The 22,692-nt window shown below is 72.0% G+C and carries 17 protein-coding genes; 14 read left to right on the top strand and 3 right to left on the bottom strand.

Annotated features, from left to right (window positions below; translation table 11 throughout):
• Nucleotides 1-216: 216 nt before the first annotated feature.
• From IG54_RS0121680 to IG54_RS0121670, 3 genes are read left to right on the top strand one after another with little or no spacing between them, the layout of a single operon-like run.
• Nucleotides 217-1,497: a sensor histidine kinase gene (locus IG54_RS0121680; RefSeq protein ID WP_030786834.1), complete on the top strand. Its 1,281-nt coding sequence runs from the start codon at nt 217-219 to the stop codon at nt 1,495-1,497.
• Nucleotides 1,482-2,132 (top strand): LuxR C-terminal-related transcriptional regulator, encoded by a 651-nt coding sequence (locus tag IG54_RS0121675; RefSeq protein WP_030786831.1) that lies wholly within the window; start codon nt 1,482-1,484, stop codon nt 2,130-2,132. The genes IG54_RS0121680 and IG54_RS0121675 overlap by 16 nt, the downstream gene beginning before the upstream one ends.
• 32 nt (nt 2,133-2,164) lie before the next feature.
• A complete protein-coding gene (locus IG54_RS0121670; protein ID WP_030786828.1) occupies nt 2,165-3,577 on the top strand; it encodes a DUF1996 domain-containing protein in 1,413 nt (470 codons plus the stop codon).
• Nucleotides 3,578-3,604: 27 nt separating this feature from the next.
• Here IG54_RS0121670 and IG54_RS0121665 read toward each other — a convergent pair whose 3' ends face one another.
• Nucleotides 3,605-4,060 (bottom strand): hypothetical protein, encoded by a 456-nt coding sequence (locus IG54_RS0121665; protein WP_051819775.1) that lies wholly within the window; start codon nt 4,058-4,060, stop codon nt 3,605-3,607.
• A 111-nt stretch (nt 4,061-4,171) separates the two neighbouring features.
• Between IG54_RS0121665 and IG54_RS0121660 the strand changes: the two genes are divergently transcribed.
• From IG54_RS0121660 to IG54_RS0121630, 7 genes are read left to right on the top strand one after another with little or no spacing between them, the layout of a single operon-like run.
• Nucleotides 4,172-7,294 carry an alpha-N-acetylglucosaminidase gene (locus tag IG54_RS0121660; RefSeq protein WP_030786822.1) on the top strand — a complete coding sequence of 1,041 codons (3,123 nt, stop codon included), beginning with the start codon at nt 4,172-4,174 and terminating at the stop codon, nt 7,292-7,294.
• 40 nt (nt 7,295-7,334) lie between these two features.
• The gene (locus IG54_RS0121655; RefSeq protein ID WP_199809571.1) at nt 7,335-7,838 is read left to right on the top strand and encodes a tetratricopeptide repeat protein; all 504 of its coding nucleotides are present in this window, start codon (nt 7,335-7,337) and stop codon (nt 7,836-7,838) included.
• Nucleotides 7,839-7,885: 47 nt separating this feature from the next.
• Nucleotides 7,886-9,796, top strand: a complete 1,911-nt coding sequence (locus tag IG54_RS0121650; protein ID WP_030786816.1) for a hypothetical protein — start codon at nt 7,886-7,888, stop codon at nt 9,794-9,796.
• Nucleotides 9,797-9,850: 54 nt separating this feature from the next.
• A complete protein-coding gene (locus tag IG54_RS0121645; RefSeq protein WP_030786813.1) occupies nt 9,851-10,753 on the top strand; it encodes a metal-dependent hydrolase in 903 nt (300 codons plus the stop codon).
• 1 nt (nt 10,754) lies between these two features.
• Entirely contained in the window at nt 10,755-11,822 is a 1,068-nt protein-coding gene (locus IG54_RS0121640; RefSeq protein ID WP_030786810.1) for a PDR/VanB family oxidoreductase, read from the top strand.
• A 56-nt stretch (nt 11,823-11,878) separates the two neighbouring features.
• A complete protein-coding gene (locus IG54_RS0121635) occupies nt 11,879-12,601 on the top strand; it encodes a TetR/AcrR family transcriptional regulator (protein ID WP_078594356.1) in 723 nt (240 codons plus the stop codon).
• Nucleotides 12,598-13,128, top strand: a complete 531-nt coding sequence (locus IG54_RS0121630) for a GNAT family N-acetyltransferase (RefSeq protein WP_030786805.1) — start codon at nt 12,598-12,600, stop codon at nt 13,126-13,128. The genes IG54_RS0121635 and IG54_RS0121630 overlap by 4 nt, the downstream gene beginning before the upstream one ends.
• On the opposite strand, the gene IG54_RS0121625 is transcribed toward IG54_RS0121630, so the two are convergent.
• Together IG54_RS0121625 and pulA are read right to left on the bottom strand one after the other, a co-directional pair.
• Entirely contained in the window at nt 13,125-14,759 is a 1,635-nt protein-coding gene (locus IG54_RS0121625; RefSeq protein WP_030786802.1) for a fused response regulator/phosphatase, read from the bottom strand. The genes IG54_RS0121630 and IG54_RS0121625 overlap by 4 nt on opposite strands.
• 66 nt (nt 14,760-14,825) lie before the next feature.
• Complete coding sequence (gene pulA, locus IG54_RS0121620) at nt 14,826-17,525, bottom strand: pullulanase-type alpha-1,6-glucosidase (RefSeq protein ID WP_078594354.1); 2,700 nt, start codon at nt 17,523-17,525, stop codon at nt 14,826-14,828.
• Between the two features lie 306 nt (nt 17,526-17,831).
• Here pulA and IG54_RS0121615 point away from each other — a divergent pair, with 306 nt between their 5' ends.
• The 4 genes from IG54_RS0121615 (at nt 17,832) to IG54_RS0121600 (ending at nt 22,690) form a co-directional block, all read left to right on the top strand.
• On the top strand, nt 17,832-19,127 hold the full coding sequence (locus tag IG54_RS0121615) for an extracellular solute-binding protein (RefSeq protein ID WP_030786796.1): 1,296 nt from the start codon (nt 17,832-17,834) through the stop codon (nt 19,125-19,127).
• Between the two features lie 62 nt (nt 19,128-19,189).
• A complete protein-coding gene (locus IG54_RS0121610) occupies nt 19,190-20,068 on the top strand; it encodes a carbohydrate ABC transporter permease (RefSeq protein WP_051819795.1) in 879 nt (292 codons plus the stop codon).
• A 14-nt stretch (nt 20,069-20,082) separates the two neighbouring features.
• Complete coding sequence (locus IG54_RS0121605; RefSeq protein ID WP_030786790.1) at nt 20,083-20,994, top strand: sugar ABC transporter permease; 912 nt, start codon at nt 20,083-20,085, stop codon at nt 20,992-20,994.
• 43 nt (nt 20,995-21,037) lie between these two features.
• Nucleotides 21,038-22,690, top strand: coding sequence for a glycoside hydrolase family 13 protein (locus tag IG54_RS0121600; RefSeq protein WP_030786787.1), 1,653 nt, complete (start codon nt 21,038-21,040; stop codon nt 22,688-22,690).
• The last annotated feature ends 2 nt before the right edge of the window (nt 22,691-22,692 follow it).

The raw sequence follows: 22,692 nt of genomic DNA, 5'->3' as shown, positions 1-22,692 counted from the left end.
CGTCGGATAAGACGGACTCACGGTAGGAACCGGCGGCTTCGCGCCCCAGCCGCCGGGCCCCCCTCCGCGGGAGGCGGAAGGCGAGGTCCGGGGGTGTCGTCAGGTACACCCCCGCTCGGGTGGCGGACCCCATGACCTGGGCACGCGCCTCGGGCGAGACTGTGACGGTGCCGAACGCGCACGGAACGCGCACGGCCGCCGTGCTTGTCGAGAGGGATGGATGCCATGACGAGGCTGAAGGACGCAGTGATCGCGGGGGCCCGGGGCCTCTATCTGGCGATCGTCTCGTTGGTGGGCTCGATCGTCCTCTTCGTGTTCTCGGTCGTCTCGATCGCGTTCCTCCTGCTGGGGGTCGGCTTCCTCACCACCCCGGTCGTCCTGACGGGCGTACGCAAGTACGCCGACGCGCACCGCGCGCGGGCCGAGGAATGGTCCGGCGTGCGGATCGCGGTGCCCTACCGCCCCTTCCCCACCGGGATGCGGCGCGGCCTCACCGGGCAGGTCGAGCGCTGCTCGCTGATGCTGAAGGACCCGGCGACCTGGCGCGACCTCCAGTGGCTCCTGGTGAACATGACCGCGGGCTTCGTCGTCGCGATCCTCGCGCCCGCGCTGCTGCTGTACATGCTGTACGGCTGGGTGCTCGCCCTCGGCGTGTGGGAGCCCATCCACAACGCGGGCGGCGGCGAGTGGTACGCCTGGATCCACGTCACCTCGCAGTCCACCGCGAACCAGGCGGCGGCGCTCGGGGTGGGCTTCTTCGTGCTCGGCGTGCTCGTCAACACCTCCCTCGTACGCTCCCACTTCCTCCTCGCCCGTGCGTTCCTCGCGCCGACCGCGGCCATGCGGGAGCGCCGACTGGCCGATCGCGTGGACCGGTTGACCGAGACGCGGCACGACGCCGTGGACAACTCCGCCGCCGAGCTGCGCCGCATCGAACGCGATCTGCACGACGGCGCGCAGGCCCGTCTGGTGGCCATGGGCATGGATCTCGGTACGGTCGAGGCGCTCATCGAGACCGACCCGGCCAAGGCCAAGCAGCTGCTCGCCAAGGCGCGGCACGACTCCGGTGAGGCGCTGACCGAGCTGCGCGACCTGGTGCGCGGCATCCACCCGCCGGTACTCGCCGAGCGCGGACTGGGGGACGCGGTGAAGGCTCTCGCCCTGCGGATGCCGGTCTCCACCGAGGTCGACGTGGAGCTGCCGGGCCGGGTCGAGGCGCCGGTCGAGTCGGCGGCGTACTTCGCGGTGAGCGAGTCGCTGACGAACGTGATCAAGCACGCGGGCGCCGACCGCATCTGGGTGGACGTGCACCACGCCGACGGCATGCTGCGCATCGCGGTCACCGACAACGGCAAGGGCGGCGCCGTTCTCGGGGCGGGCTCCGGGCTGAGCGGGATCGAACGCCGACTCGGTACATTCGACGGCGTACTGGCCGTCAGCAGCCCCGCGGGCGGTCCGACCATGGTGACCATGGAGATCCCTTGCGCGTTGTCCTAGCCGAAGACCTCTTCCTGCTGCGCGACGGTCTGGTGCGGATGCTGGAGGCATTCGACTTCGAGATCGCGGCGGCCGTGGAGAGCGGGCCCGAACTCAGCAAGGCCCTCGCGGAGTTGCGGCCGGATGTCGCGGTCGTCGACGTCCGGCTTCCGCCGTCCCACACGGACGAGGGCCTGCAATGCGCGCTGGCCGCCCGCCGCGCCCGGCCGGGGCTGCCCGTGCTCGTCCTCTCGCAGCACGTGGAGCAGTTGTACGCGCGCGAGCTGCTCGCCGACGGGACCGGGGGCGTGGGGTATCTCCTGAAGGACCGGGTCTTCGACGCCGCGCAGTTCGTCGACGCGGTCCGCCGGGTCGCGGCGGGCGGCACCGCGATGGACCCCCAGGTGATCCAGCAGCTGCTCTCGCGGCGCTCCAGCGACCAGCCGCTCGGCGCGCTCACCCCGCGCGAGCGGGAGGTGCTCGAACTCATGGCGCAGGGCCGGTCGAACGCGGCGATCGCGTCCCAGCTCGTGGTCACCGAGCGGGCGATCGCCAAGCACACGTCGAACATCTTCGGGAAGCTCGGCCTTCCGGTCTCCGACGACGACAATCGGCGCGTGCTCGCCGTGCTGGCCTATCTGGACCAGGGGCGCTGAACAAGCCGGGCCGCTGATGCGTATGTAGCCCCATGGGACGCACATCACGAAAACGATCAAAGCTCGCGCGGCGCCTGGTCGCCGTGTCAGCGGCTGTAGTCATGGGCGGCGGCGGTCTGATCGCCGTGAACGTCTACGCGAACGCCGGGGAGGGCGCCGACCAGCCCCCTCCGCAGGCGTCCGGCCTGCCTGTCTCGACCATCAGCTGCCCTGATGTGGCGAATCGCCTGTCGGATGTTCCCGAGGGCGCGCGCGGCGAGGTCGACGACCGGCTCGCGGAACTCGACAGTCAGATCACCCGGGCCTACGACAAGCTCGGCGCGGCGCGGGACAAGGAGTCCGTACTCGACCCGCTGGAGGAGCGGCGCCAGGGCACGCTCGGCGCGATCGCGGACGCCATGGACCAGGCGGGGCAACGGCCCGAGCGCCTCGACAGCATGGCGCCCTGCACCCTGCGCGCCGTCGACGCCCCCGCCCAGCAAGGCCAGCAGGGGCAGCAGGGCGAGCAAGGGCAGCAAGGCCAGCAGGGGCAACAAGGCCAGCAGGGCCAGGGTGGCAATGGCCCCCAGGCCAACGACTTCGTCGAGATCGAGTCCGTACAGCCCAACGTCAACCGCCCGGGCAACCGGCGCGGCGCCTCCCGGGGCACCTTCACCACGGAGTGCGGGCGCAACGAGAACGGCAAGTTCAATCCCGACAACGTCATCGTCGCGCCCGGCGTGAGCAATGGCGCTCACCATATGCACGATTACGTGGGCAACCAGGCGACGGACGCCTTCTCCGACGACAACGACCTCGCGAACGGCGGGACCAGCTGCCGCAACCAGGGCGACAAGTCGACGTACTACTGGCCCGTCCTGCGGCTTCAGAACGGCGAGAACGAGGCCGACGCCCAGGCGGACGGCGGCGGAAAGGACCAGAACGTCGGCGAGATCCAGACGCCGTCGTCGGTGACGCTGGAATTCGTCGGAAATCCGCGGAGCAAGGTCGTCGCGATGCCGCGTTTCCTGCGCATCATCACCGGTGACGCCAAGGCGTTCACGAATGGCGACGCCAACGCCAACGCCTCGTGGAGCTGCACCGGATTCGAGAACCGCCAGCTGAAGGACAAGTACCCGATCTGCCCCGAGGGCAGCAAGGTCGTGCGGAGGTTCGACTTCCAGAGCTGCTGGGACGGGCGGAACACCGACAGCGCCAACCACCGCACCCATGTCGCCTTCGCCGACCAGCGGACGGGCGCCTGTCCCCAGGGCTTCCGGGCCATCCCGCAGCTGGTGCAGCGCGTGGTGTACGACGTGCCGCCGGGGACCGGCTTCGCCGTCGACTCGTTCCCCGAGCAGCTGCACAAGCCCGTCACCGACCACGGCGACTTCATCAACGTCTTCGACAAGCGGCTGATGCGGCGCGTCGCGGACTGCATCAACTCGGGGCAGCGCTGCACCTGACGCCCGCGCCGGCCCCCGTCCCCCACCTCATCCCCCGCGGTGACCGTGGTGGCCCCCGCCGTGCTTCCCCGCGGCGTCCACCACGGTCCCGCCCAGCCGTTGCCGCAGCGCCGAGATGTCGGCGGGGCCACCGACCGCGACCCAGCTGCCGCCGACGAGGTACGTACCGCCGTAGTCGTCCGCCTCGTCGAGCCATTCGGCCTGGCCGCGGGCGTTTGTAAAGGTTACGAGAACGTAGCGCCGGGAACCGTTCTCACAGGTGGCCTGGCGCAGGTCGGCCGCGTCCGTCTGGATCTCGGCCCTGCACTTCGCCTTGGCCGCCAGCTGCTCCAGGCTGCCGCTCGCCGTGCTCGGTGTGCCGTCATCCCCCGAGCCGCACCCCACCATGGCGCCGCATCCCGCCATCGCGAGCAGGAGGCCCGCGCCCCTGCCCGAGAGCACACCCCGTACCGCACCCCGTAGCACGCTCCGTGCTGCCTTCATCGTCCCACCCGTCACTTCCGGCGAGCCGAACTCGCCTGTCTCGTATGCACCTTTGAGGAGAGTCGGCCGCGCGGCTACCGTGCGCCGCAGCCTTCACCTCAGGGGGTACACATGTCCGAACCGTCCCGACGTTCCGTACTCAACGCCGCCGGCGCCCTCGGGCTCGGCGCCGCCGCGGGCGGCATCCCGTTGTCGGCCCACGCCACCGAGGGGCTCGCGAAGGCCCCGGTCTTCGATACGGATTCCGCGCGCTCGGCACTCAACAGACTCCTTCCGCGTCACGCGGAGCAGTTCCGGCTCAGACTCCGCCCCGCACCCGGAGGCGAGGACCGCTTCCGGGTCACCGGGGCGACCGGGCGGATCGAGGTGTCCGGCACGACGCCGGGCGTGCTGCTCACCGGCGTCCACTGGTATCTGAAGTACGTCTGCGGCGCCCACATCACCTGGAACGGCGGCCAGTTGGACCTGCCGCGCAGGCTGCCCGCCCCCGCGCGGCCGCTGGAGCGGTCCACCTCGCTGCCGCACCGATTCGCCCTGAACGACACCAACGACGGGTACACCGCCCCGTACGCCGACTGGACGTACTGGGAGCGGATGATCGACGTACTCGCCCTGCACGGATGCAACGAAGTCCTGGTGGTGGCGGGAGCCGAGGCCGTCTATCACCGGGTCCTGAAGGAGTTCGGCTACTCCGACGCCGAGGCCAGGGCATGGCTGCCCGCGCCCTCGCACCAGCCGTGGTGGCTGCTCCAGAACCTCTCCGGGTACGGCGGACCCCTGAGCGAGCAACTCATCGCCGACCGCGTCGAGTTGGGGCGCAGGATCTGCGACCGGCTGCGCTCGCTCGGCATCGCACCCGTACTGCCCGGCTACTACGGTCACGTCCCCGACGGCTTCGTCGAGCGCAACGGCGGGGACGCCCGGGTGATCCCCCAGGGCATCTGGCACGGCTTCCAGCGCCCCGACTGGCTGGACCCGCGCACCACGGCCTTCGCGAAGGTCGCCGCCTCCTTCTACCGCCACCAGGAGCAACTCCTCGGCCCCGCCGACCTGTTCAAGATGGACCTGCTGCACGAGGGCGGCACCCCCGGTGACGTGCCCGTGCCCGCCGCCGCCCGGGGCGTGGAGACGGCCCTGCGCACCGCGCGGCCCGGCGCGACCTGGGTGATCCTCGGCTGGGAGGCCAATCCGCTGCCCGCGCTGCTCGATGCCGTCGACAAGAAGCGGATGCTGATCGTCGACGGCGTCTCGGACCGGTACACCGGCGTCACCGACCGCGAGAAGGACTGGGGCTCCACGCCCTACGCCTTCGGCACCATCCCCAACTTCGGCGGACGCACGACGATCGGCGCCCGCACCCACCTGTGGAACGAGAGGTTCTTCGCCTGGCGCGACAAGGCGGGCAGCGCGCTGGTGGGGACCGCCTTCATGCCCGAGGCCACCGACCGGGACCCGGCCGCCTTCGAGCTGTTCTCCGAACTGGCCTGGGTCAAGGGGCCTATGGACCGGTCCTCGTGGTTCTCCTCGTACGCGGACTTCCGCTACGGCGGGCGGGACCGGGACGCGCGCGCCGCCTGGCGGGCGCTGCACGACACCGCCTACCGGCACACCGCCGTGGAGCGCAGCGACCCCCACGACTCCCTGTTCGCCGCCCGCCCCGACCTCGCGGCGAACCGCGCCGCCGAGTACGCGCCGCGCGCCCTGACCTACGACCCGGCCCGCTTCGACGCCGCGCTCACCGGGCTGCTCGGCGTGGCGGGCGCGCTGCGGGGCAGCGCCGCCTACCGGTACGACCTGGTGGACATCGCCCGCCAGGCCCTCGCGCACCGCGGCCGCCAGCTCCTGCCGCAGCTGCGGGCCGCGTACCGGCGCAAGGACCAGGAGGCCTTCCGCGCCCTCTCGACGCTGTGGCTGCGGCTGATGCGGCTCTCGGACGAGGTCACCGGAGCCCACACCGCCTTCCTCCTCGGCCCCTGGATCGAGGCCGCCCGGCGGATGGGGACGACCGACGCCGAGCGCGCCGAGTTCGAGCGGACCGCCAAGGTGCTGATCACCGTGTGGGGCGGGCGCGCCACGGCCGACGGCGGCAGGCTCCACGAGTACGGCAACCGCGAGTGGCACGGGCTGATGAGCGACTTCTACGTGCCCCGTTGGCAGCGGTGGCTCGACGAGCTGGCGGACGCGCTGGCCGCGGGGCGCGAGCCGAGGCCGGTCGACTGGTTCGCCGTGGAGGAGCCCTGGACGCGGGAGCGCGAGGACTATCCGCTGCGGCCCGTCGGCGATCCGTACCGCGTCGCCTCACGGGTGCGCGGCGTCCTCGCGCGGGCGCCCTACCAGGGGTCCGTGGAGGTCACCGCCGAGCCGCCCGCCTTCCCGCCGGGCGGCCACGCGCGCGTGAGCGCCGCCTTCCGCAACGTCAACGGGCTGCGCGCCACCGGCCGCGTCGACTTCGCGTTGACCGGCATCGAGGCGGAGCCGACGGGACCGGTGTCCCTGCCGAGGGTGGGCCCCGGGGCCACGGGCAAGGTCACCTGGCGGGCCAGCGCGCCGGACACGCCCCTGGACCGGCCGCTGCGTCCACTGCCGTACGAGATCGCCGTGCGGTACGGGCCGGCGGGCGAGCGGCGGGTGCGGCACGTCCACGAAGGCACCCTGTTCGAGGCGGGGCCGGTGGGCGGTGACTGGCAGAGGTACTCGAACAACGCGGCCGTATTCGGGGAGTTGAACGGGCGGTACGCGATCGACGGGGGCGGGGCCGACCTGTGGAAGGGCACCGCCGAGTTCGGCACGCTCTACCGGGCGGGGGCGCTGCGCGACGGCGTCTCGGTGACGGTACGGGTCGACGCGCAGGCGCCCACGGGGCCCTGGGCGCGGGCGGGCATCATCGCCCGCGACGCGCTGGCCACGCCGGGCTCGCGGGGGTTCGTGAACCTCGCCGTCACCCCGGCCAACGGCGTCGTGCTCTCGTACGACAGCAATGGCGACGGCACGCTGGACACGTACAAGAGGATCACCGGTGTCAAGGCGCCTGTGCTGCTGCGTCTGGCGCGCGCCGGGGGCACGTTCACGGGCGCCTGTTCCACGGACGGCGGCGGCACCTGGCGGACGGTGGCGACGGTGACCGTGCCGGGCGCGGCCGCCGCACAGGACGTGGGGATGTTCATGAGCGCGACGAACGGGGGCGACGAGGGGCGCGGGACAGCCGAGTTCAGCGGATGGGCGGTGAGGTCGTAAAGGCGTGTCCGGTGGGGCACATGTGTGCGAAGGTGAGGTCATGAACACGGACTGGGAACAGCGGCTGGCCGAGGTCTGGAACTCCCTTGAGGCGTACGAGGAGGACCGCGCCGCGGAGTTCCGCGCGCTGATCGACGAGTTGGCCGCGGAGCTGCCCGAGGGCGACCCCGTCGGCCTCTTCGAACGGGCCGGCGCCTTCGACTCCACCGGGCACTCCGACCGCGCCGTGCCGCTGTACCAGGAAGCCCTGGAGCGCGGCCTCGGCGGCTACCGCAAGCAGCGCGCCGTCATCCAACTCGCCAGCTCGCTGCGGAACATGGGCCGCGCGGAGGAGGGCGTCGCCCTGCTCACACCGGAACTGGTCGGACCGCCGAGCGAGCTGGACGACGCCGTCCGGGCCGTTTTGGCGCTGTGCCTGGCGAACCTCGGCCGTGAGCGCGAGGGGCTCGCCCTGGTACTCGGCGCCCTCGCTCCCCATCTGCCCCGCTACCAGCGCTCGATGGCCCATTACGCCCGCGCCCTCGTGGAGCCCGTGCCCTCTTGAGGTGACCAACCGACGATTCGCTCGTTCTGCTGAACGTGTCGTCGAATGTGCAGTCTCAGCCTTCGCAGTCCCCGAGCGCCAGCGGCCCCGCCCCCGTCCTCGACGTGGAGCAGGCCGAGGCCGCCCTCGTCGAGCACTATCCGCGGCTCGTCCGGCTGGCCTATCTGGTGCTGCCACCGAGCCTCGGCCGCAACCGCCGGGTCCTGACCGCCCACGCCCTCACGCAGCGCGCCCTGCCGCGCGGCCGTACGTCGGGCGCCCCGGCCGCCATCCCCGCGCAGCAGGGCGGCGCACACCTGCGGGATCCCGGATACGCGTACGTACGTCTCCAGGTCCTGCGCGGCGCCCTGGACGCCGGGCTGCCGCTGACCTGGAAGGCCCTGCCCAGGCGGGCGCAGCTGCCCCCGCTGCTGCCCCAGGTCCGGGGTCTGCGGCTCTTCCCGCGTTCGGGCGGCGCCGACGAACTCGCCCTCGACCAGAGCCTGGCCAAGCTGCCGGGCGCCGCCCGCGCCGCCTACGTCCTGCGCGGCCTGGAGGGCCTCGACGACGTCGGGGTGCGCTCGGTGCTGACGGCCGCCGGGTGCGACGACCCGGACGACGCCCTCGAAGAGGCCGACGAGGTCGAGGCGCGCTACGCCCTGCTCGCCTCCCCCGAGTTCGACCCCTGCTCCCTCCAGGCCAGGCCGACCGACCTGATGCGGCGCAGGCAGCACATGAAGGCCGCCGCGGTCGCCGCCCTCGCCACGCTGGTGTGCGGGGCGCTCCTCGGGCTGCCCGGCGAGGGCTGGGGGCCCGACGGCGCCGCCGCTCCCCCGTACGCGCGCAACCCCGCCGCTCAAGCCGCGCTGGATCCGGGGCAGTTGACGGTGGCCACGGCAAGCGCGTGGAAACGTTCCGCCCGCACCGACTTCTCCGTGTGGCCCGCGCGCGGCAACCTCGTCGGCGACCGGGAGCTGCTGCGCCGCGCCCTCGCCGTCTGGGCCAGGCCCGGTGAGACCGTCCAGGTGTCGGCCACCCCCGGCACGCCCTCGGGGGCGCCCCCCGGGCCCGCACAGCTGCTCTTCGCGGGCGAGGTCGACGCCGCGCGCGTCGTTTTGTTCCACGACGGGCTGCGCATCGTGCGCTACGCCGAGCCGAAGGAGGGCACGAGCGGCGCCGCGCTGGACTTCGCGCGCGTGGACGGCGCGAGCGGCCCCGAGGCGAGCGCCGTCGTCGTCAACCGCGCGGACGGCAACATCCGCTATCTGACGGCGCCCTGGGTCAAGGCCGCCGCGGTCCGCGACCTGCTGAAGCCCGCGGGGAAGGCACTCCCCCTGCACCGCGACAAGGACGGCGTCACCGACCCGTTCGCCGGCCCCGCGCCGACCGGGCGGTGCACCTCCTGGAACGCGCTGCGGCTGCGCGACGCCACCGGTGTGGTGGGGACCTCGACCGACCTCGGCGAGCTGACTCCCGCCCGGCTGACCGCGGGCCGCCCCGAGGCGCCGCGCGAGGCCGGTCCCGCGGACTGGGCGAAGGCCGCCTGCTCCCTCGCGTCGGTGCGCTCCAACGGCGTGCGGTCCGTGAACGCCTGGGCGTACGCCCGGCAGACCCTCCCCGAGGCCAACGGCGCCGCCCAGTGGGTCTGCACGCGGGCCGAGACCTGGCGGGGCGGCGGCAGCCGGTCCTTCGCCCAGTTCGAGACGGCCGGCGAGCCCGCCGGGGCCGTGGCCGCCAAGGCCGAGGACACCACCGCGTGCGGCGCCCGCGACCCCAAGGTCCTCGCGGGCGTCCTGTGGAAGTCCCAGGGCGGCAACTGGTACCTCCTGGGCGCGGGCAGCAAGGACGTCGCGTCCCTCACCACGTCCGGCGGCGACCGGGTCCAGGGCAACGTCATCGCGGTCAGGACGGAGCGCACCGCACGCGCGCGCCTGAGCGGCACCCTGGCGGACGGCACGAAGGTGTCGACGCTGGGCTAGATTCCCTTCGCGCACCCCTGTACCACCCGGCCTACCCATCAGTACATTGACGCCATGTCTAACACGGCGTCCGAGCGAATACCGCTCAAGGCTCGCAACGTCTCCTTCTCCTGGGAGGACACCCCGCTCCACTGGCTCCCGGGCGACCCGTTCACCACGCACACCATCAACGTGCTGCATCTGCTGCTGCCCGCCGGGGAGCGCTGGTTCGTGCACGTCTACAAACAGGTCCTGCCGTACATCAAGGACGAGCGGCTGCGCGAGGACGTCATCGGGTTCATCGGCCAGGAGGCGACGCACGCGCAGGCACACGACGAGGTCCTGCCGCACCTCAAGGAGCGGGGCCTCGACCCGACGCCGTACACCGCGCAGGTCGACTGGCTCTTCGAGAAGCTGCTCGGGGACCGCACGCTGCCACCGGGCAGGGCGCGCCACTGGTGGCTGATGGAGCGCGTCGCGATGATCGCCGCCATCGAGCACTACACCGCCTTCCTCGGCAACTGGATCCTCAACGCCGAGGAGCTGGACCGCAGGGGCGCCGACCCGACCATGCTGGACCTGCTGCGCTGGCACGGCGCCGAGGAGGTCGAGCACCGGTCCGTGGCCTTCGAGCTGTTCCTGCACGTCGACGGCGGCTACCGGCGCCGCGCGCGGACCTGGGCGACCGCCTTCACCGCCCTGGTCTTCCTCTGGCAGCGCGGGACGCGGTTCTTCATGGCGAACGACCCTACGCTCGTCCACGGCAGGGCGAGCCTCAGGGACCTCCACCGCAGCGGGCGGGCGGGCACGCTGCCGACGACCGCCGACATGATCCGCTCCATTCCGCGCTATCTGAGCCGCGGCTACCACCCCGCCCAGGAGGGCAGCACCGAGCAGGCCCTGGCCTACCTCGCCTCCTCACCGGCCGCCACCGCGGCCGAGAAGGCCGCCGCCCACCGGTCGAACGGGGGCCTCTGACATGCCCCGCGTCCGCACCCTCGCCCTCGTCGCGGGCGGTGCCGTGCTCGCCCGGCGGGCCCTGCGCCGCCGCGTCGCGTCCTCCCCGCTGTGGCCGCTGCCCGCCCTGGAGGAGCCGGTCTCGGGGCGGCCGCGCTCCCGGGCGCTGCGGCTGCGCGTCGCACGGCACGAGCGGGTCGCCGAAGGGGTCGTCCAACTCCGTCTGGAGGGCACGGGCCTGCCGCCATGGACGCCGGGCGCCCACCTCGACCTGGTCCTCCCCTCGGGGCTCGTACGGCAGTACTCGCTCTGCGGCGACCCCGCGGACTCCTCCTCGTACACCGTCGCGACCCGGCTGATCAGCGCCGCGCAGGGCGGCAGGGGCGGCTCGCGCGAGGTGCACGAGCTGCGCGAGGGCACCGAGGTCGAGGTGCGGGGGCCGCGCAACCGCTTCCCGCTCGCCACCGCCCCGTCGTACGCCTTCGTGGCCGGGGGTATCGGGATCACCCCGATCCTGCCGATGCTGCGGGCCGTCGAGGCCTCGGGGGCGCCGTGGCGGCTGCTGTACGGAGGGCGTTCGCGCGCCACGATGCCGTTCCTCGACGAGGTCGAGAAGCTCGGCGCGGGGCGCGCGGGACGGGTCACCGTCGCCGCCGAGGACGCGGACGGGCTGCCGGACGTGGCGGCTTTCCTCGGCGGGGCGGCCGAGGGCGCCGCCGTCCACGTATGCGGGCCGGAAGGACTGATGGAGGCGGTCACCGCCGCGCTGCCCGCCGGGTGTTCGCTGCATCTGGAGCGGTTCTCGCCCCGCCTCTCCACCGAGGGCGACGCCGCCTTCGAGGTCGAGCTGCGGCGCAGCGGGCGCACGGTGGCGGTCGCCGCGGACAGCACGGTGCTCGCCGCGGTCCGCGCCGAGCTGCCGGACACGGCGTACTCCTGCGAGCAGGGTTTCTGCGGAACGTGCCAACAGCGCGTCCTGGAAGGGGAGATCGACCACCGGGACGAGTTGCTCACGGACGACGAGCGGGCCGCCTCCATGCTCATCTGCGTCTCGCGGGCGCGCGGCGAGCGGCTGGTGCTCGATCTGTGAAGTCCCGTGGCGCACCGGCCCGTCGAGAGGCCGGTTCTGCTCGGTAAGGTGTTCGTATGACAACCGGGGTGCGCCGCAGGATGGGCGTCGAGGAGCGTCGGCAGCAGTTGATCGGGGTCGCGCTCGACCTCTTCAGCCACCGCTCGCCCGACGACGTCTCCATCGATGAGATAGCAGCGGCCGCGGGCATCTCGCGCCCGCTGGTCTACCACTACTTCCCCGGCAAACTCAGCCTGTACGAGGCGGCGTTGCGGCGAGCGGCGGAGGACCTCGCCGAGCGGTTCGTGGAGCCGCGCGAGGGGCCGCTCGGGACCCGGCTGCTGCGGGTGATGGGCCGCTTCCTGTCCTTCGTCGACGAGCACGGGCCCGGTTTCTCCGCGCTGATGCGGGGTGGCCCCGCGGTCTCCGCGGGCGGCGCGTGCGCGGTGGACACGGCGTCGGCCTCGGCGACGAACGCGCTGATCGACTCGGTGCGGCAGGCGGCGTACGACCAGATCCTCGCGCATCTGGGGGTCACCGAACCGCCGGCGCGGCTGGAGCTGGTGGTGCGGTCGTGGATCTCCCTCGCCGAGACCACGGCGCTGCTCTGGCTGGACGGGCGCCGCATCCCGCGCGCGGAGCTGGAGCTGCAACTGGTGCACGACTTCGCGGCGCTGACCGCGGTGAGCGCCGCCTACGACGAGGAGATGGCGGAGCTGCTGCGCGGCATCCTGGCCACGGAGCCGGCCGACGGCCCGTTCGCCGAGCTGATCGGCCGGCTGATGGAGCTGGCGCGGTGAGGGCCTCGTTGACCGTGCGCGGTGCGCGCGAGGGCGACGTGGCGGCCCTCACCGGCCTCTACGACGGCGCGGCCCGCTGGATGCGGGAGCGCGGCATCGACCAGTGGAAGCCGGGCGGCAAGGACGAGCGGCACTTCCGGCGGCTGATCACCTCGGGCGTGGAGGAGGTGTGGCTCGCCCAGGAAGGGGGCGAGGTCGTCGGGGCGTACGAGATCTGGTGGGACGACGAGGCGGCCTGGGGCGTGACCGAGCCGGTCGCGGGCTATGTGCACCGGCTGATGACGCGGCGCGGGGCGCGGCCGGGAACGGGTCGGGCGATGCTCGCGCGGGCCGAGCGGCGCATCGCCGAGGCGGGCCGCGAGCTGGCCCGTCTGGACTGCGTTTCGGCCAATGTGCGGCTGCGCGTCTACTACGAGAACGCCGGGTACAGGGTCGTCGGGGAGCTGCCGACGAAGGTCGCCGCGGACGGGAGCACGTACGGCGTGACCCTTCTGGAGAAGCGGCTCACCGGGGCGGACAGGCCCTAGCGGTTTCCCGTCAGGCCGAGGACGAGGAGTGCGATGTCGTCGTCCCTGTCGTGGCCGAAGCAGGCGAGCAGGGTGTCGCAGAGGGCCGTGACGCTCCGCGGCGCGTTGGCGGCGGCGGTGCGCAGCTGTTCCATGGAGACCGCGAGGTCGACGCCGCGGGTCTCGATGAGGCCGTCGGTGACCATGAGGAGCCGGTCGGTGGGGCGCAGCAGCACTTCGGTGGGCTCGGGTCTGTCGAGGCCGAGGCCGAGCAGTGGGCCGCACGCCTCCAGGTAGGTGGCGTCGCCCGAGTCGCTGACGATGAGCGGCGGGATGTGCCCGGCGTTCGAGACGCGGGTGCGTCCGGTGGCGGGGTCGACGACCGCCAGGCAGAGGGTGGCCGTCACGTCGGGGTGGTAGCGCTGGAGCATCTTGTCGAGGCGGTGGGCGAGCACCCGGGGGTCGGATTCGTCGACGCAGTAGGCGCGCAGGGCGTGCCGGACCTCGACCATCACGGTGGCGGCGCCGAGGGAGTGGCCGACGACGTCGCCGATGGCGGTGAGGACGCCCGCGGAGGTGGGCAGCGCGGCGTAGAAGTCGCCGCCGATCTCCGTGTCGCTGGAGGCGGGTTCGTAGCGCACGACGACTTCGGTGCCGGGCACCTGGGGCACGTGCGCGGGCAGGAAGCTGCGCTGGAGGGTGAGGGCGATGTGACGTTCCATCTCGTACATGAGCAGGCGTTCGGCGGCCAGCGCGGTGGCGTGGGCGAGCCGCCCCACGAGCCGTCCGGTGTCCGGGGAGTTCCCTCGGGCGTACGAGGGCGTGGCGAGGCAGACGGGTGCGGAGCCCTCGCGGCTGCGGGCCAGGGCGAGCCGGGCGCCCTCGGGGCCTCCGGTGCCGCTGGACGGCTCGGGCTGGAAGAAGCCGGGCGGCCACAGCGGGGCGGGTGCGAAGGTGCTGCGCACGCCGACGTGGCCCGACATGATGCGCAGGACGAGGCGTGCCACGGCTTCGTGCGCGCCGTCGTCGGGCAGGGAGGCGCTCGCCCTGCGCCGGGACAGGCCGCGGTGCATCGCGCCGTCGTCACCGAGGATGAACGCGGCGGCGGGGCCGTGGGTGAGGCGGTCGGTGCCCGCGGCGGCGGCGTCGGCCAGCTCGCGCGGGCAGCGGGCGGACTGCACGTCGAGGATGGTCTCGGCGAGCCGTGTCAGATGCCCGGCCTGCGCTTCGGCGTCGCTGCGGTGGCGGGCGCCGCGGGCGACGGCCCGGACGACGGCCTGGATCTCCTCCGGTTCCGCGGGCACCGTCAGATAGGCCTCGCCGCCCGCGTCGAGGCCGCGGCACCGGTCGGCGGGGGCGACGCGGGCCGCCGAGAAGTGCACGACGGGTACGAGGGCGGTCCGGGGTGACTCCTTGAGGCGGCGGCACAGCTCGAAGCCGCTCATGTCGGGCAGGCCCACGTCGATGAGCGCCACGTCGGGCAGGTCGCCCGCGCGGTGGCGCGCGTCGAGTTCGACGAGGGCCTCGCCCGCGCTGGCGGCAAGGATGACGCGATGGCCGTCCCGGCGCAGGACAGCGCCCAGCGCGTATCGACTGGCGGCCGTGTCGTCGACCACCAGGATCGTGGTGTCTGCCTTGCCGTTGGCGCTCAAGCGGGCCCCTCAGGGGCATGTCGATGGGGCAGGCCTCCCGCGGGCCTGCCCGACCAAGTTAGCGCTCTAACGCGCGCTTCGGGAGAAGACCGCGACGGTCCGACCGGGAACGGTGAAGATCCCGGAACTCGGCTCATAGGTAGCGGATTTCACGCTACGATCTGCGCCTTTCGCCTGAATGGGGTGCAGTCGGTACGTGCTTCCCGCCGCGTCCCGGACCCGCTGCTCGCGGGTCTCGGGGGTGGCGTTGAAGACGACGACGAGGTCGCCGGCGCGCAGGGTGATGACGCCGGGCGTCTCGGCGCGGCCCGACAGGGGGAAGGAGATTGTCCGCTGCACCTGGTCGGCGGTGCGCTGCCCGAACGCCGGTTCGGTCGTACGGATCCTCAGCAGATCCCGGTACGCCGCCGAGGCCGCCTCGATGTCGCGGCAGCCGACGCCGACGGACGTCAGCAGGGGCTTTCCGTAGGGCCACTTGGACTTGTTGTCGGCGGCCGGGGGCAGGCCGCGCCCGAAGCCGTTGCCGTCGCGGCAGTCCCAGTGCAGGGCGTTGAACCAGTCGCCGCTGTCGTAGGAGTTGCGGTCCAGGGACTTGGAGCGCAGCCGGTCGGTGCCCGCCTGGGAGAGGGCGGGGCCCTGGGAGAGCGCGGCGGTCGCCATCGCCAGGACCTGCATGCGCGAACGGTCGGCGGGGGTGGTGGACGGGGGCAGTTTGAAGGCGAGGGCGTCGAAGAGGGTTTCGTTGTCGTGCGCGTCGGCGTAGGCGAGGGCGTCGCCGGGGGCGGCCGCGTATCCGGCGGGCGCGCCGTTGTAGTCGACCTGGGAGCCCTTGACCTCGCGGCCCGCGGAGTCGGTGAAGGTGTAGTCGGCGAGGTTGCCGGTCAGGCCGACCTTGATCAGGTCCTGGTAGTGCAGGAGCCGGGCCCTCTGCTCGGCCGGGGTGCCGTTGGCCTTCGAGGAGTTGGGGTCGGTGTACAGGCCGCTGGCGAAGCCCTGGACGCCGGGGTCGTCGTCGAAGGGGCCGCCGCCGCGCACCGCGTCGCGGGCGCGGTCGGAGAAGGTGGCGATGCCGGTACCGGCCATGTTCTTCTGGGTGGCCTGGACGAAGCGGGCGTCGTCGGCGGCCTCGCCGAAGTTCCAGCCCTCGCCGTAGAGGATGATCCGCTTGCCGTCGACGCCGTCCTTCTCCAGCGTGAGCGCGTCCAGGGCCTCGCGGACGGCGAGGATGTTGGCCTTGGGGTGGTGGCCCATCAGGTCGAAGCGGAAGCCGTCGACCTTGTACTGCCGGGCCCAGGTGACCAGGGAGTCGACGACGAGCTTGCCCATCATGGCGTTCTCGGGCGCGGTGTTCGCGCAGCAGGTGGAGGTCGCGACGGTGCCGTCGGCGAGGAGGCGGTGGTAGTAGCCGGGCACGATTTTGTCGAGTACGGACTTGGGGTCCTGGCCGCTCGCCGCCGTGTGGTTGTAGACGACGTCCATGACGACGCGCAGCCCGTCGCGGTTGAGCGCCTGGACCATCTCGCGGAACTCGACGGTGCGCCGCGTCCCGTCGGGGTCGGTGGCGTACGACCCCTCGGGCACCGTGTAGTGGAAGGGGTCGTAGCCCCAGTTGTAGGCGTCGTCGGCGGCGACGGCGGCCACGCACTCCTGCTGCCTCTCGGAGTCGGCGGCGAAGGAGGCGAGATCGCAGTCGGGGCGCTTCTGGTCCGCCGCCCGCTCGGGGATGGTCGCGATGTCGAAGGCGGGGAGGAGATGGACGTACGACGTGCCGGCCCTCGCCAGCTTCCTCAGGTGCCGTGAGCCCTTGCTGCGGGTGTCGGTGAAGGCGCGGTAGGTGCCGCGGTGGCGGGCCTTCGCGGTGCGGTCGGTGGCGGAGAAGTCCCGGATGTGCAGTTCCTGGATCTGCGCGTTCCGCAGCGGCACGGCCTTCGGCTTCTTCAGGGACGCCCAGCCCTTGGGGGCGAGCGGCTCGGCGTCGAGGTCGACCGCGACGCTGCGGGTGGAGTCGGCGGTCAGGGCGAGCGAGTAGGGGTCGGTGACCTTGTTGGTGACGACCGCGCGGGCGCTCGGGGACCAGACCTTGACGGCGAAGCGGTAGTGCTCGCCGCTCCAGCGGCCGGGTCCGGTGGCGGACCAGACGCCGCTCGCGCCGTCGCGCCGCATCGGCAGGTGCTTGCCGCCGAGTTCGAGGGCGACGGACTGGGCGGTGGGGGCCCACACGGACAGGGTGACCTTGCCCTTGCGGAAGACGGGGCCGAGCGCGGCCTTCGTGGCGCGGGCGGCGTAGAGGTCGTCGAGGACGCCCTGGGTCTGGACGCCGGTGGCGGCGGTGAGGGTGCCGTCGGGCTCGTGCCGGGTGAGGATCACCTGGCCGGTGAGGTCCTCGGCGGTGTGCTCGCGGTCGCGGGGGGCGACTTCGTAGGCCGCGTACCGCGCTAGGTGCGGGAACTTGGCACGCTGGGCGGCGGTAAGGCCGCCGGGGATCTTGCGGAGGGCCGACTCCCGTCCGGTGCCGGTGAGTTCGCCGTCCTCGACGGCGAGCTTCCCGTGCCGGTCGGAGACGAGCCGGGTGGTGGCGCCCGCGGCCCCGCCGTCGTCCTTGACGGCGACGGTGGTGCGGTCGATCCACTGGGCCGTCGACTTCGTCAGGTCGAGGGGGCCGGGGTCGGGGGGCGGCGGTGCCGCCCCGGCCGGTATCGCGGTGCAGAGGGCCGCGACGAGCGCGAGGACGGTGCCGGTTACCGTGCGGTGCCTGAGCTGGGCCATGACCGGGGAAGGTACCCGGGAGACACCCTTGCAGCAAGAGTTTGCAAGGAGCGACTCGGGGGCTTCCCGCAGAGGCCCTCGTGGTACGCGGTTGGCGCCCTGCGGCGCGATCGCGTCTGCCCGCTGCCGCGAAATGACGGGTGCGGCCCGTATTGGGCCGGTCGCGCAGTTCCCCGCGCCCCTTACGGGGCCACAAAGTGATTGCAAGCTCTTCCGCAAAGCCTTGCAAGGCTGTTAACTTCCTGCCAGCCCGGCAGCCGTCGATGGGACGGACGGCCCAGCGGGTCCATCCCTCAGGAGTTCACTATGCGACGTGGCATATCGATCGCCGCCGCGGTCTGCGCCCTTGCGCTCACCGCCACCGCCTGCGGCAGCGACGACGACGAAGGCTCGAACGGCAAGGCGAAGGACGCCAAGGACATCTCGGGCTCCCTCACCTACTGGGACACCTCGGACGCCACGACCGAGGCGCCGGTCTACAAGAAGCTGATCGCCGACTTCGAGGACAAGTACCCGAAGATCGACGTCAACTACGAGAACATCGAGTTCGCGTCCATCGAGCAGAAGTTCAAGTCGGCCGCGAAGACCGGCAAGGGCGCCCCCGACGTGATGCGCGCCGACGTCGGCCTCATCCCCGAGTACGCCTCGCTGCACTACATCGCCCCGCTGGACGGCACCCTCGCCCTCAAGGGCGGCACGGAGGACTTCACCGAGGGCCCGCTGAACACCACGAAGTACCAGGGCAAGACGTACGGCGTCCCGTCGGTCACCGACACCCTCGCGATCCTCTACAACAAGAAGCTCTTCAAGAAGGCGGGCATCGAGAAGGCGCCCACCACCTGGGACGAGTTCATCGAGACGTCGAAGGCCATCAAGAAGAAGACCGGCGTCGAGGGCACCTACCTCAACCCCGACTCCTACTTCCTGCTGCCCTTCCTCTACGGCGAGGGCACCGACCTCGCCGACACGAGGACGAAGAAGATCACGATCAACTCGCCGGAGGCCGTCAAGGCCGTCACCACGGCGAAGAAGGTCTACGACCAGGCGTCCGCGAAGGTCGACTTCGCCAACGCCTACGACAACATGCAGACCTCGTTCAAGAACGGCGAGGTCGCCATGCTCATCCAGGGCCCCTGGTCGGTCACCGACGACCTGTCGGGCAAGGCCTTCAAGGGCGACGAGGACAACCTCGGCTTCGCGCCGGTCCCGGCCGGCTCCACCGGCAAGCCGCAGGCCCCCACCGGCGGCCACGACCTCACCGTCTACCAGGGCTCGAAGAACCTGGACGCCGCCTACCTCTTCACGCAGTTCATGACCTCGTCGAAGAGCCAGCAGAAGATCGCCACCGAGACCGCGACGCTGCCGACCCGCGAGTCCGCGTACACCCCCGAGGTGACCAAGGACGCCCGCATCAAGGGCTTCCACCCGATCATGAAGACCGCGCGGCCGCGCGTGGCACTCCCCCAGGTCGGCAGCCTCTTCACCCCGCTGGTGCAGCAGTACACCAAGATCCTCCAGGGTGACGTCTCCGTGAAGTCCGGCCTCGACGCCGCCGCCAAGGACTTCAAGAAGCTGCTCCCCGGCTACACCATCAGCAGCTGAGGCAGGCACAGTTGATCACCGCGCTTCGCCATTCCTGGCAGAAGTACTGGTACGCGTGGGCGATGGTGGCTCCGGTCGTCATCGTCCTGGCCGTACTGGTCCTGTATCCGCTGGGCTACGGCTTCTACCTCTCGCTCACCAACGCCAACGAGGCGAACGTGGCGCGGGACATCGGGGCCTTCCACGCCCCCGCGACGTACGAGATGGTCGGGCTCGACAACTACTGGTCGATCCTCTCGGGCGCGGACGGCGACTTCTATCCGCGCCTGACCTGGACGATCGTATGGACGGTGTCCTGCGTCGCCCTGCACATCGCGATCGGCATGGGCCTCGCGCTCCTGCTCAACCGCAAGATGCGCGCCAAGCTGCTCTACCGCGCCCTGCTCATCCTGCCGTGGGCGGTCCCCGCCTTCGTCGGCGTCTTCGCCTGGCGCCTGATGCTCAACTCGCAGTACGGCGTCTTCAACGAGATGATCACGGCCGTCGGCCTGCCCGCCCAGAACTGGCTGGCGACGCCGTTCGCACAGAAGGTCGCCGTGATCATGGTGAACGTCTGGATCGGCGTCCCCTTCAACATGGTGGCGCTCCTCGGCGGACTCCAGTCCATCCCCAAGGAGCTGTACGAGGCCTCGGAGATGGACGGCGCCTCCCCCTGGCAGCGCTTCGTGAACGTCACGCTGCCCGGCCTGCGCCCGGTCACCAACACCGTGGTGCTGCTCGGCTGCATCTGGACGTTCAACATGTTCGCGGTGATCTATCTGCTGCTCGGCCAGAACACCACCGGCGAGGCGGACATCCTCGTGACCTTCGCCTTCCGCAAGGCGTTCACCGGAGTGTCCGACTACTCCGGCGCAGCCACCTACGGAATCGTGATCCTCGCCCTCCTCCTCGCCTTCTCGACCTTCTACCGCCGCCGCCAGCTCAAGACCGAGCAGGCCTGAGGGGGCCCGTCACCATGACCTCAGCAACCACCCACTCCCCGGCCACCACCGGGGCCCTCGCCAAGATCCCGGCACGGCCGCGCGCGAAGAAGGTCCGGGGCCGCGAGGAGCGCTCGACGCTCGCCTCCGTCGCGCTGCACGGCACGCTGATCCTGGCGAGCCTGGTCGCCTCGTTCCCCGTCGTGTGGATCGTCTTCATCTCGCTCGGCCCGAAGACGGCCTGGCAGAGCCCGGGCGAGGTGCTCGGCAACCTGAGCCTCGACAACTACACCAAGGTCCTCACCGACACCGACTTCCCGCAGTGGTTCGGCGCCTCGGTGATCGTCGCGGGCGGCACCACCCTGCTCGGCGTCTTCCTCGCGGCGACCGCGGGCTACGCGGTCTCCCGGATGCGGTTCCCCGGCCACCGGCAGCTGATGTGGTCCTTCCTGGTCACCCAGATGTTCCCGATGGCCGTCCTGATCGTGCCGCTCTACGAACTCCTGGCCCGCTTCGACCTGATCGACAACTACCTGGGGCTCATCCTCACGTACGCGACGACCGCGGTCCCCTTCTGCGCCTGGATGATGAAGGGCTACTTCGACACCATCCCGCACGAGATCGACGAGGCGGGCCGCGTCGACGGCCTCACCCCCTTCGGTACCTTCTGGCGGCTCATCGTGCCGCTCGCCAAGCCGGGCCTCGCGGTGACGGCGTTCTACAGCTTCCTCACCGCGTGGGGGGAAGTGGCCTACGCCTCCCAGTTCATGGGTGCCGACCATTACACCCTCGCCGTCGGAATCCGTACCTTCGCCACCGAATCCCGCGCGGACTGGGCCATGATGACCGCCGCCTCGGTGATCATCCTGGTCCCGGCGACGCTCGTCTTCCTTCTGGTCCAGCGCAATCTGGTGTCGGGCCTGACGGCCGGCGGCACCAAGTCCTGACCCGCCACCACCCCGGCCACTCCCCGCACTCCTAAGGGACTTCATGACCCAGCACGTCACCGCCGCGCTCGCCCCCACCGACTCCGCGCCCACCCGGGAGTGGTGGCGGGACGCGGTCATCTACCAGGTCTACCCGCGCAGCTTCGCCGACGGGAACGGCGACGGCATGGGCGATCTGCCCGGCATCACGGCCCGTCTGCCGCACCTGCGCGACCTGGGCGTGGACGCCGTCTGGCTCTCCCCCTTCTACGCCTCCCCGCAGGCCGACGCCGGCTACGACGTGGCGGACTACCGCGCCGTGGACCCCATGTTCGGCACCCTCACCGACGCCGACGACCTCGTACGCGAAGCGCACTCGCTGGGTCTGCGCGTCATCGTCGACGTGGTGCCCAACCACTGCTCCGACCAGCACGAGTGGTTCAAGCAGGCGCTGCGCGAGGGCCCCGGATCGCCGCTGCGCGACCGCTTCCACTTCCGGCCCGGAAAGGGCACCGAGGGCGAACTGCCGCCCAACGACTGGGAGTCCATCTTCGGCGGCCCCGCCTGGACCCGGGTCGAGGACGGCTCCTGGTACCTCCACCTCTTCGCGCCCGAGCAGCCCGACTTCAACTGGGACCACCCGGCCGTCAAGGACGAGTTCCGCTCCATCCTGCGCTTCTGGCTCGACCTCGGCATCGACGGCTTCCGCATCGATGTGGCACACGGCCTGGTCAAGGCGGCGGGGCTGCCGGACATCGGCCACGAGGAGCAGGTCAAGCTGCTCGGCAGCCAGGCCGTGCCCTACTTCGACCAGGACGGCGTGCACGAGATCTACCGCGACTGGCGCAAGATCCTCGACGAGTACACCCGCGAGGACGGCACCGAGCGCATCGCCGTCGCCGAGGCGTGGACCCCGACCGTCGAGCGCAGCGCCCTGTACCTGCGCCCCGACGAGTTGCACCAGGCCTTCAACTTCGAGTACCTGACCACCGACTGGGACGCCGAGGCGCTGCGCGGCGTCATCGACCGCTCGCTGGCCGCCATGAACTCCGTGGACGCCCCGGCCACCTGGGTGCTCTCCAACCACGACGTCGTACGCCACTCGACCCGCTTCGCCGACGGTGACGAGGCCCGCGGGCTGCGCCGGGCGCGGGCGGCCACGCTGCTGATGCTGGCGCTGCCCGGCTCCGCGTACCTCTACCAGGGCGAGGAGCTGGGCCTGCCCGAGGTCACCGACCTGCCGGACGAGGTGCGCCAGGATCCGGCGTTCTTCCGCTCCACCGGGCAGGACGGCACGCGCGACGGCTGCCGGGTGCCGCTGCCCTGGTCCGGGGAGCGGGCGCCGTTCGGCTTCGGCCCGGCCGAGGGCGGCCCGAGCTGGCTGCCGCAACCGGAGGCCTGGAAGGGCCTGACGGTCCAGGCGCAGACCGGTGACCCGACCTCGACGCTGGAGTTCTACCGCACCGCGCTCGCCGTGCGCCGCGAGCACCCGGCGCTCGGCGCGGGCCGCGGCGTCGAGTGGCTGGACTCCCCCGAGGGCGTGCTGGCGTTCCGCCGGGTCAGCGCGGCGGGCACCTTCGTGTGCACCGTGAACCTCACTTCCGCGCCCGCCACCCTCCCCACCCCCGGCACCCTGCTCCTCGCGAGCGCGGAGGTCGCCCCGGGCGATGGCGAGACCGTACTGCCGGCCGATTCAACGGTCTGGTGGGCAGCCTGAGA

The organism is Streptomyces sp. NRRL S-920, assembly GCF_000717945.1.
In the GTDB taxonomy this organism is placed as follows: Bacteria; Actinomycetota; Actinomycetes; order Streptomycetales; family Streptomycetaceae; genus Streptomyces; species Streptomyces alboniger.
Note: the sequence above shows the minus strand (reverse complement) of the source record. Positions and strands in the feature narration are given on the sequence as shown.

Coding starts and splice junctions, on each gene's coding strand:
- pulA (WP_078594354.1), bottom strand. CDS start 17,525: ATGGCCCAGCTCAGGCACCGCACGGTAACCGGCACCGTCCTCGCGCTC.
- IG54_RS0121645 (WP_030786813.1), top strand. CDS start 9,851: ATGTCTAACACGGCGTCCGAGCGAATACCGCTCAAGGCTCGCAACGTC.
- IG54_RS0121680 (WP_030786834.1), top strand. CDS start 217: ATGGATGCCATGACGAGGCTGAAGGACGCAGTGATCGCGGGGGCCCGG.
- IG54_RS0121670 (WP_030786828.1), top strand. CDS start 2,165: ATGGGACGCACATCACGAAAACGATCAAAGCTCGCGCGGCGCCTGGTC.
- IG54_RS0121610 (WP_051819795.1), top strand. CDS start 19,190: ATGGTGGCTCCGGTCGTCATCGTCCTGGCCGTACTGGTCCTGTATCCG.
- IG54_RS0121635 (WP_078594356.1), top strand. CDS start 11,879: ATGACAACCGGGGTGCGCCGCAGGATGGGCGTCGAGGAGCGTCGGCAG.
- IG54_RS0121655 (WP_199809571.1), top strand. CDS start 7,335: ATGAACACGGACTGGGAACAGCGGCTGGCCGAGGTCTGGAACTCCCTT.
- IG54_RS0121605 (WP_030786790.1), top strand. CDS start 20,083: ATGACCTCAGCAACCACCCACTCCCCGGCCACCACCGGGGCCCTCGCC.
- IG54_RS0121640 (WP_030786810.1), top strand. CDS start 10,755: ATGCCCCGCGTCCGCACCCTCGCCCTCGTCGCGGGCGGTGCCGTGCTC.
- IG54_RS0121665 (WP_051819775.1), bottom strand. CDS start 4,060: ATGAAGGCAGCACGGAGCGTGCTACGGGGTGCGGTACGGGGTGTGCTC.
- IG54_RS0121600 (WP_030786787.1), top strand. CDS start 21,038: ATGACCCAGCACGTCACCGCCGCGCTCGCCCCCACCGACTCCGCGCCC.
- IG54_RS0121660 (WP_030786822.1), top strand. CDS start 4,172: ATGTCCGAACCGTCCCGACGTTCCGTACTCAACGCCGCCGGCGCCCTC.
- IG54_RS0121615 (WP_030786796.1), top strand. CDS start 17,832: ATGCGACGTGGCATATCGATCGCCGCCGCGGTCTGCGCCCTTGCGCTC.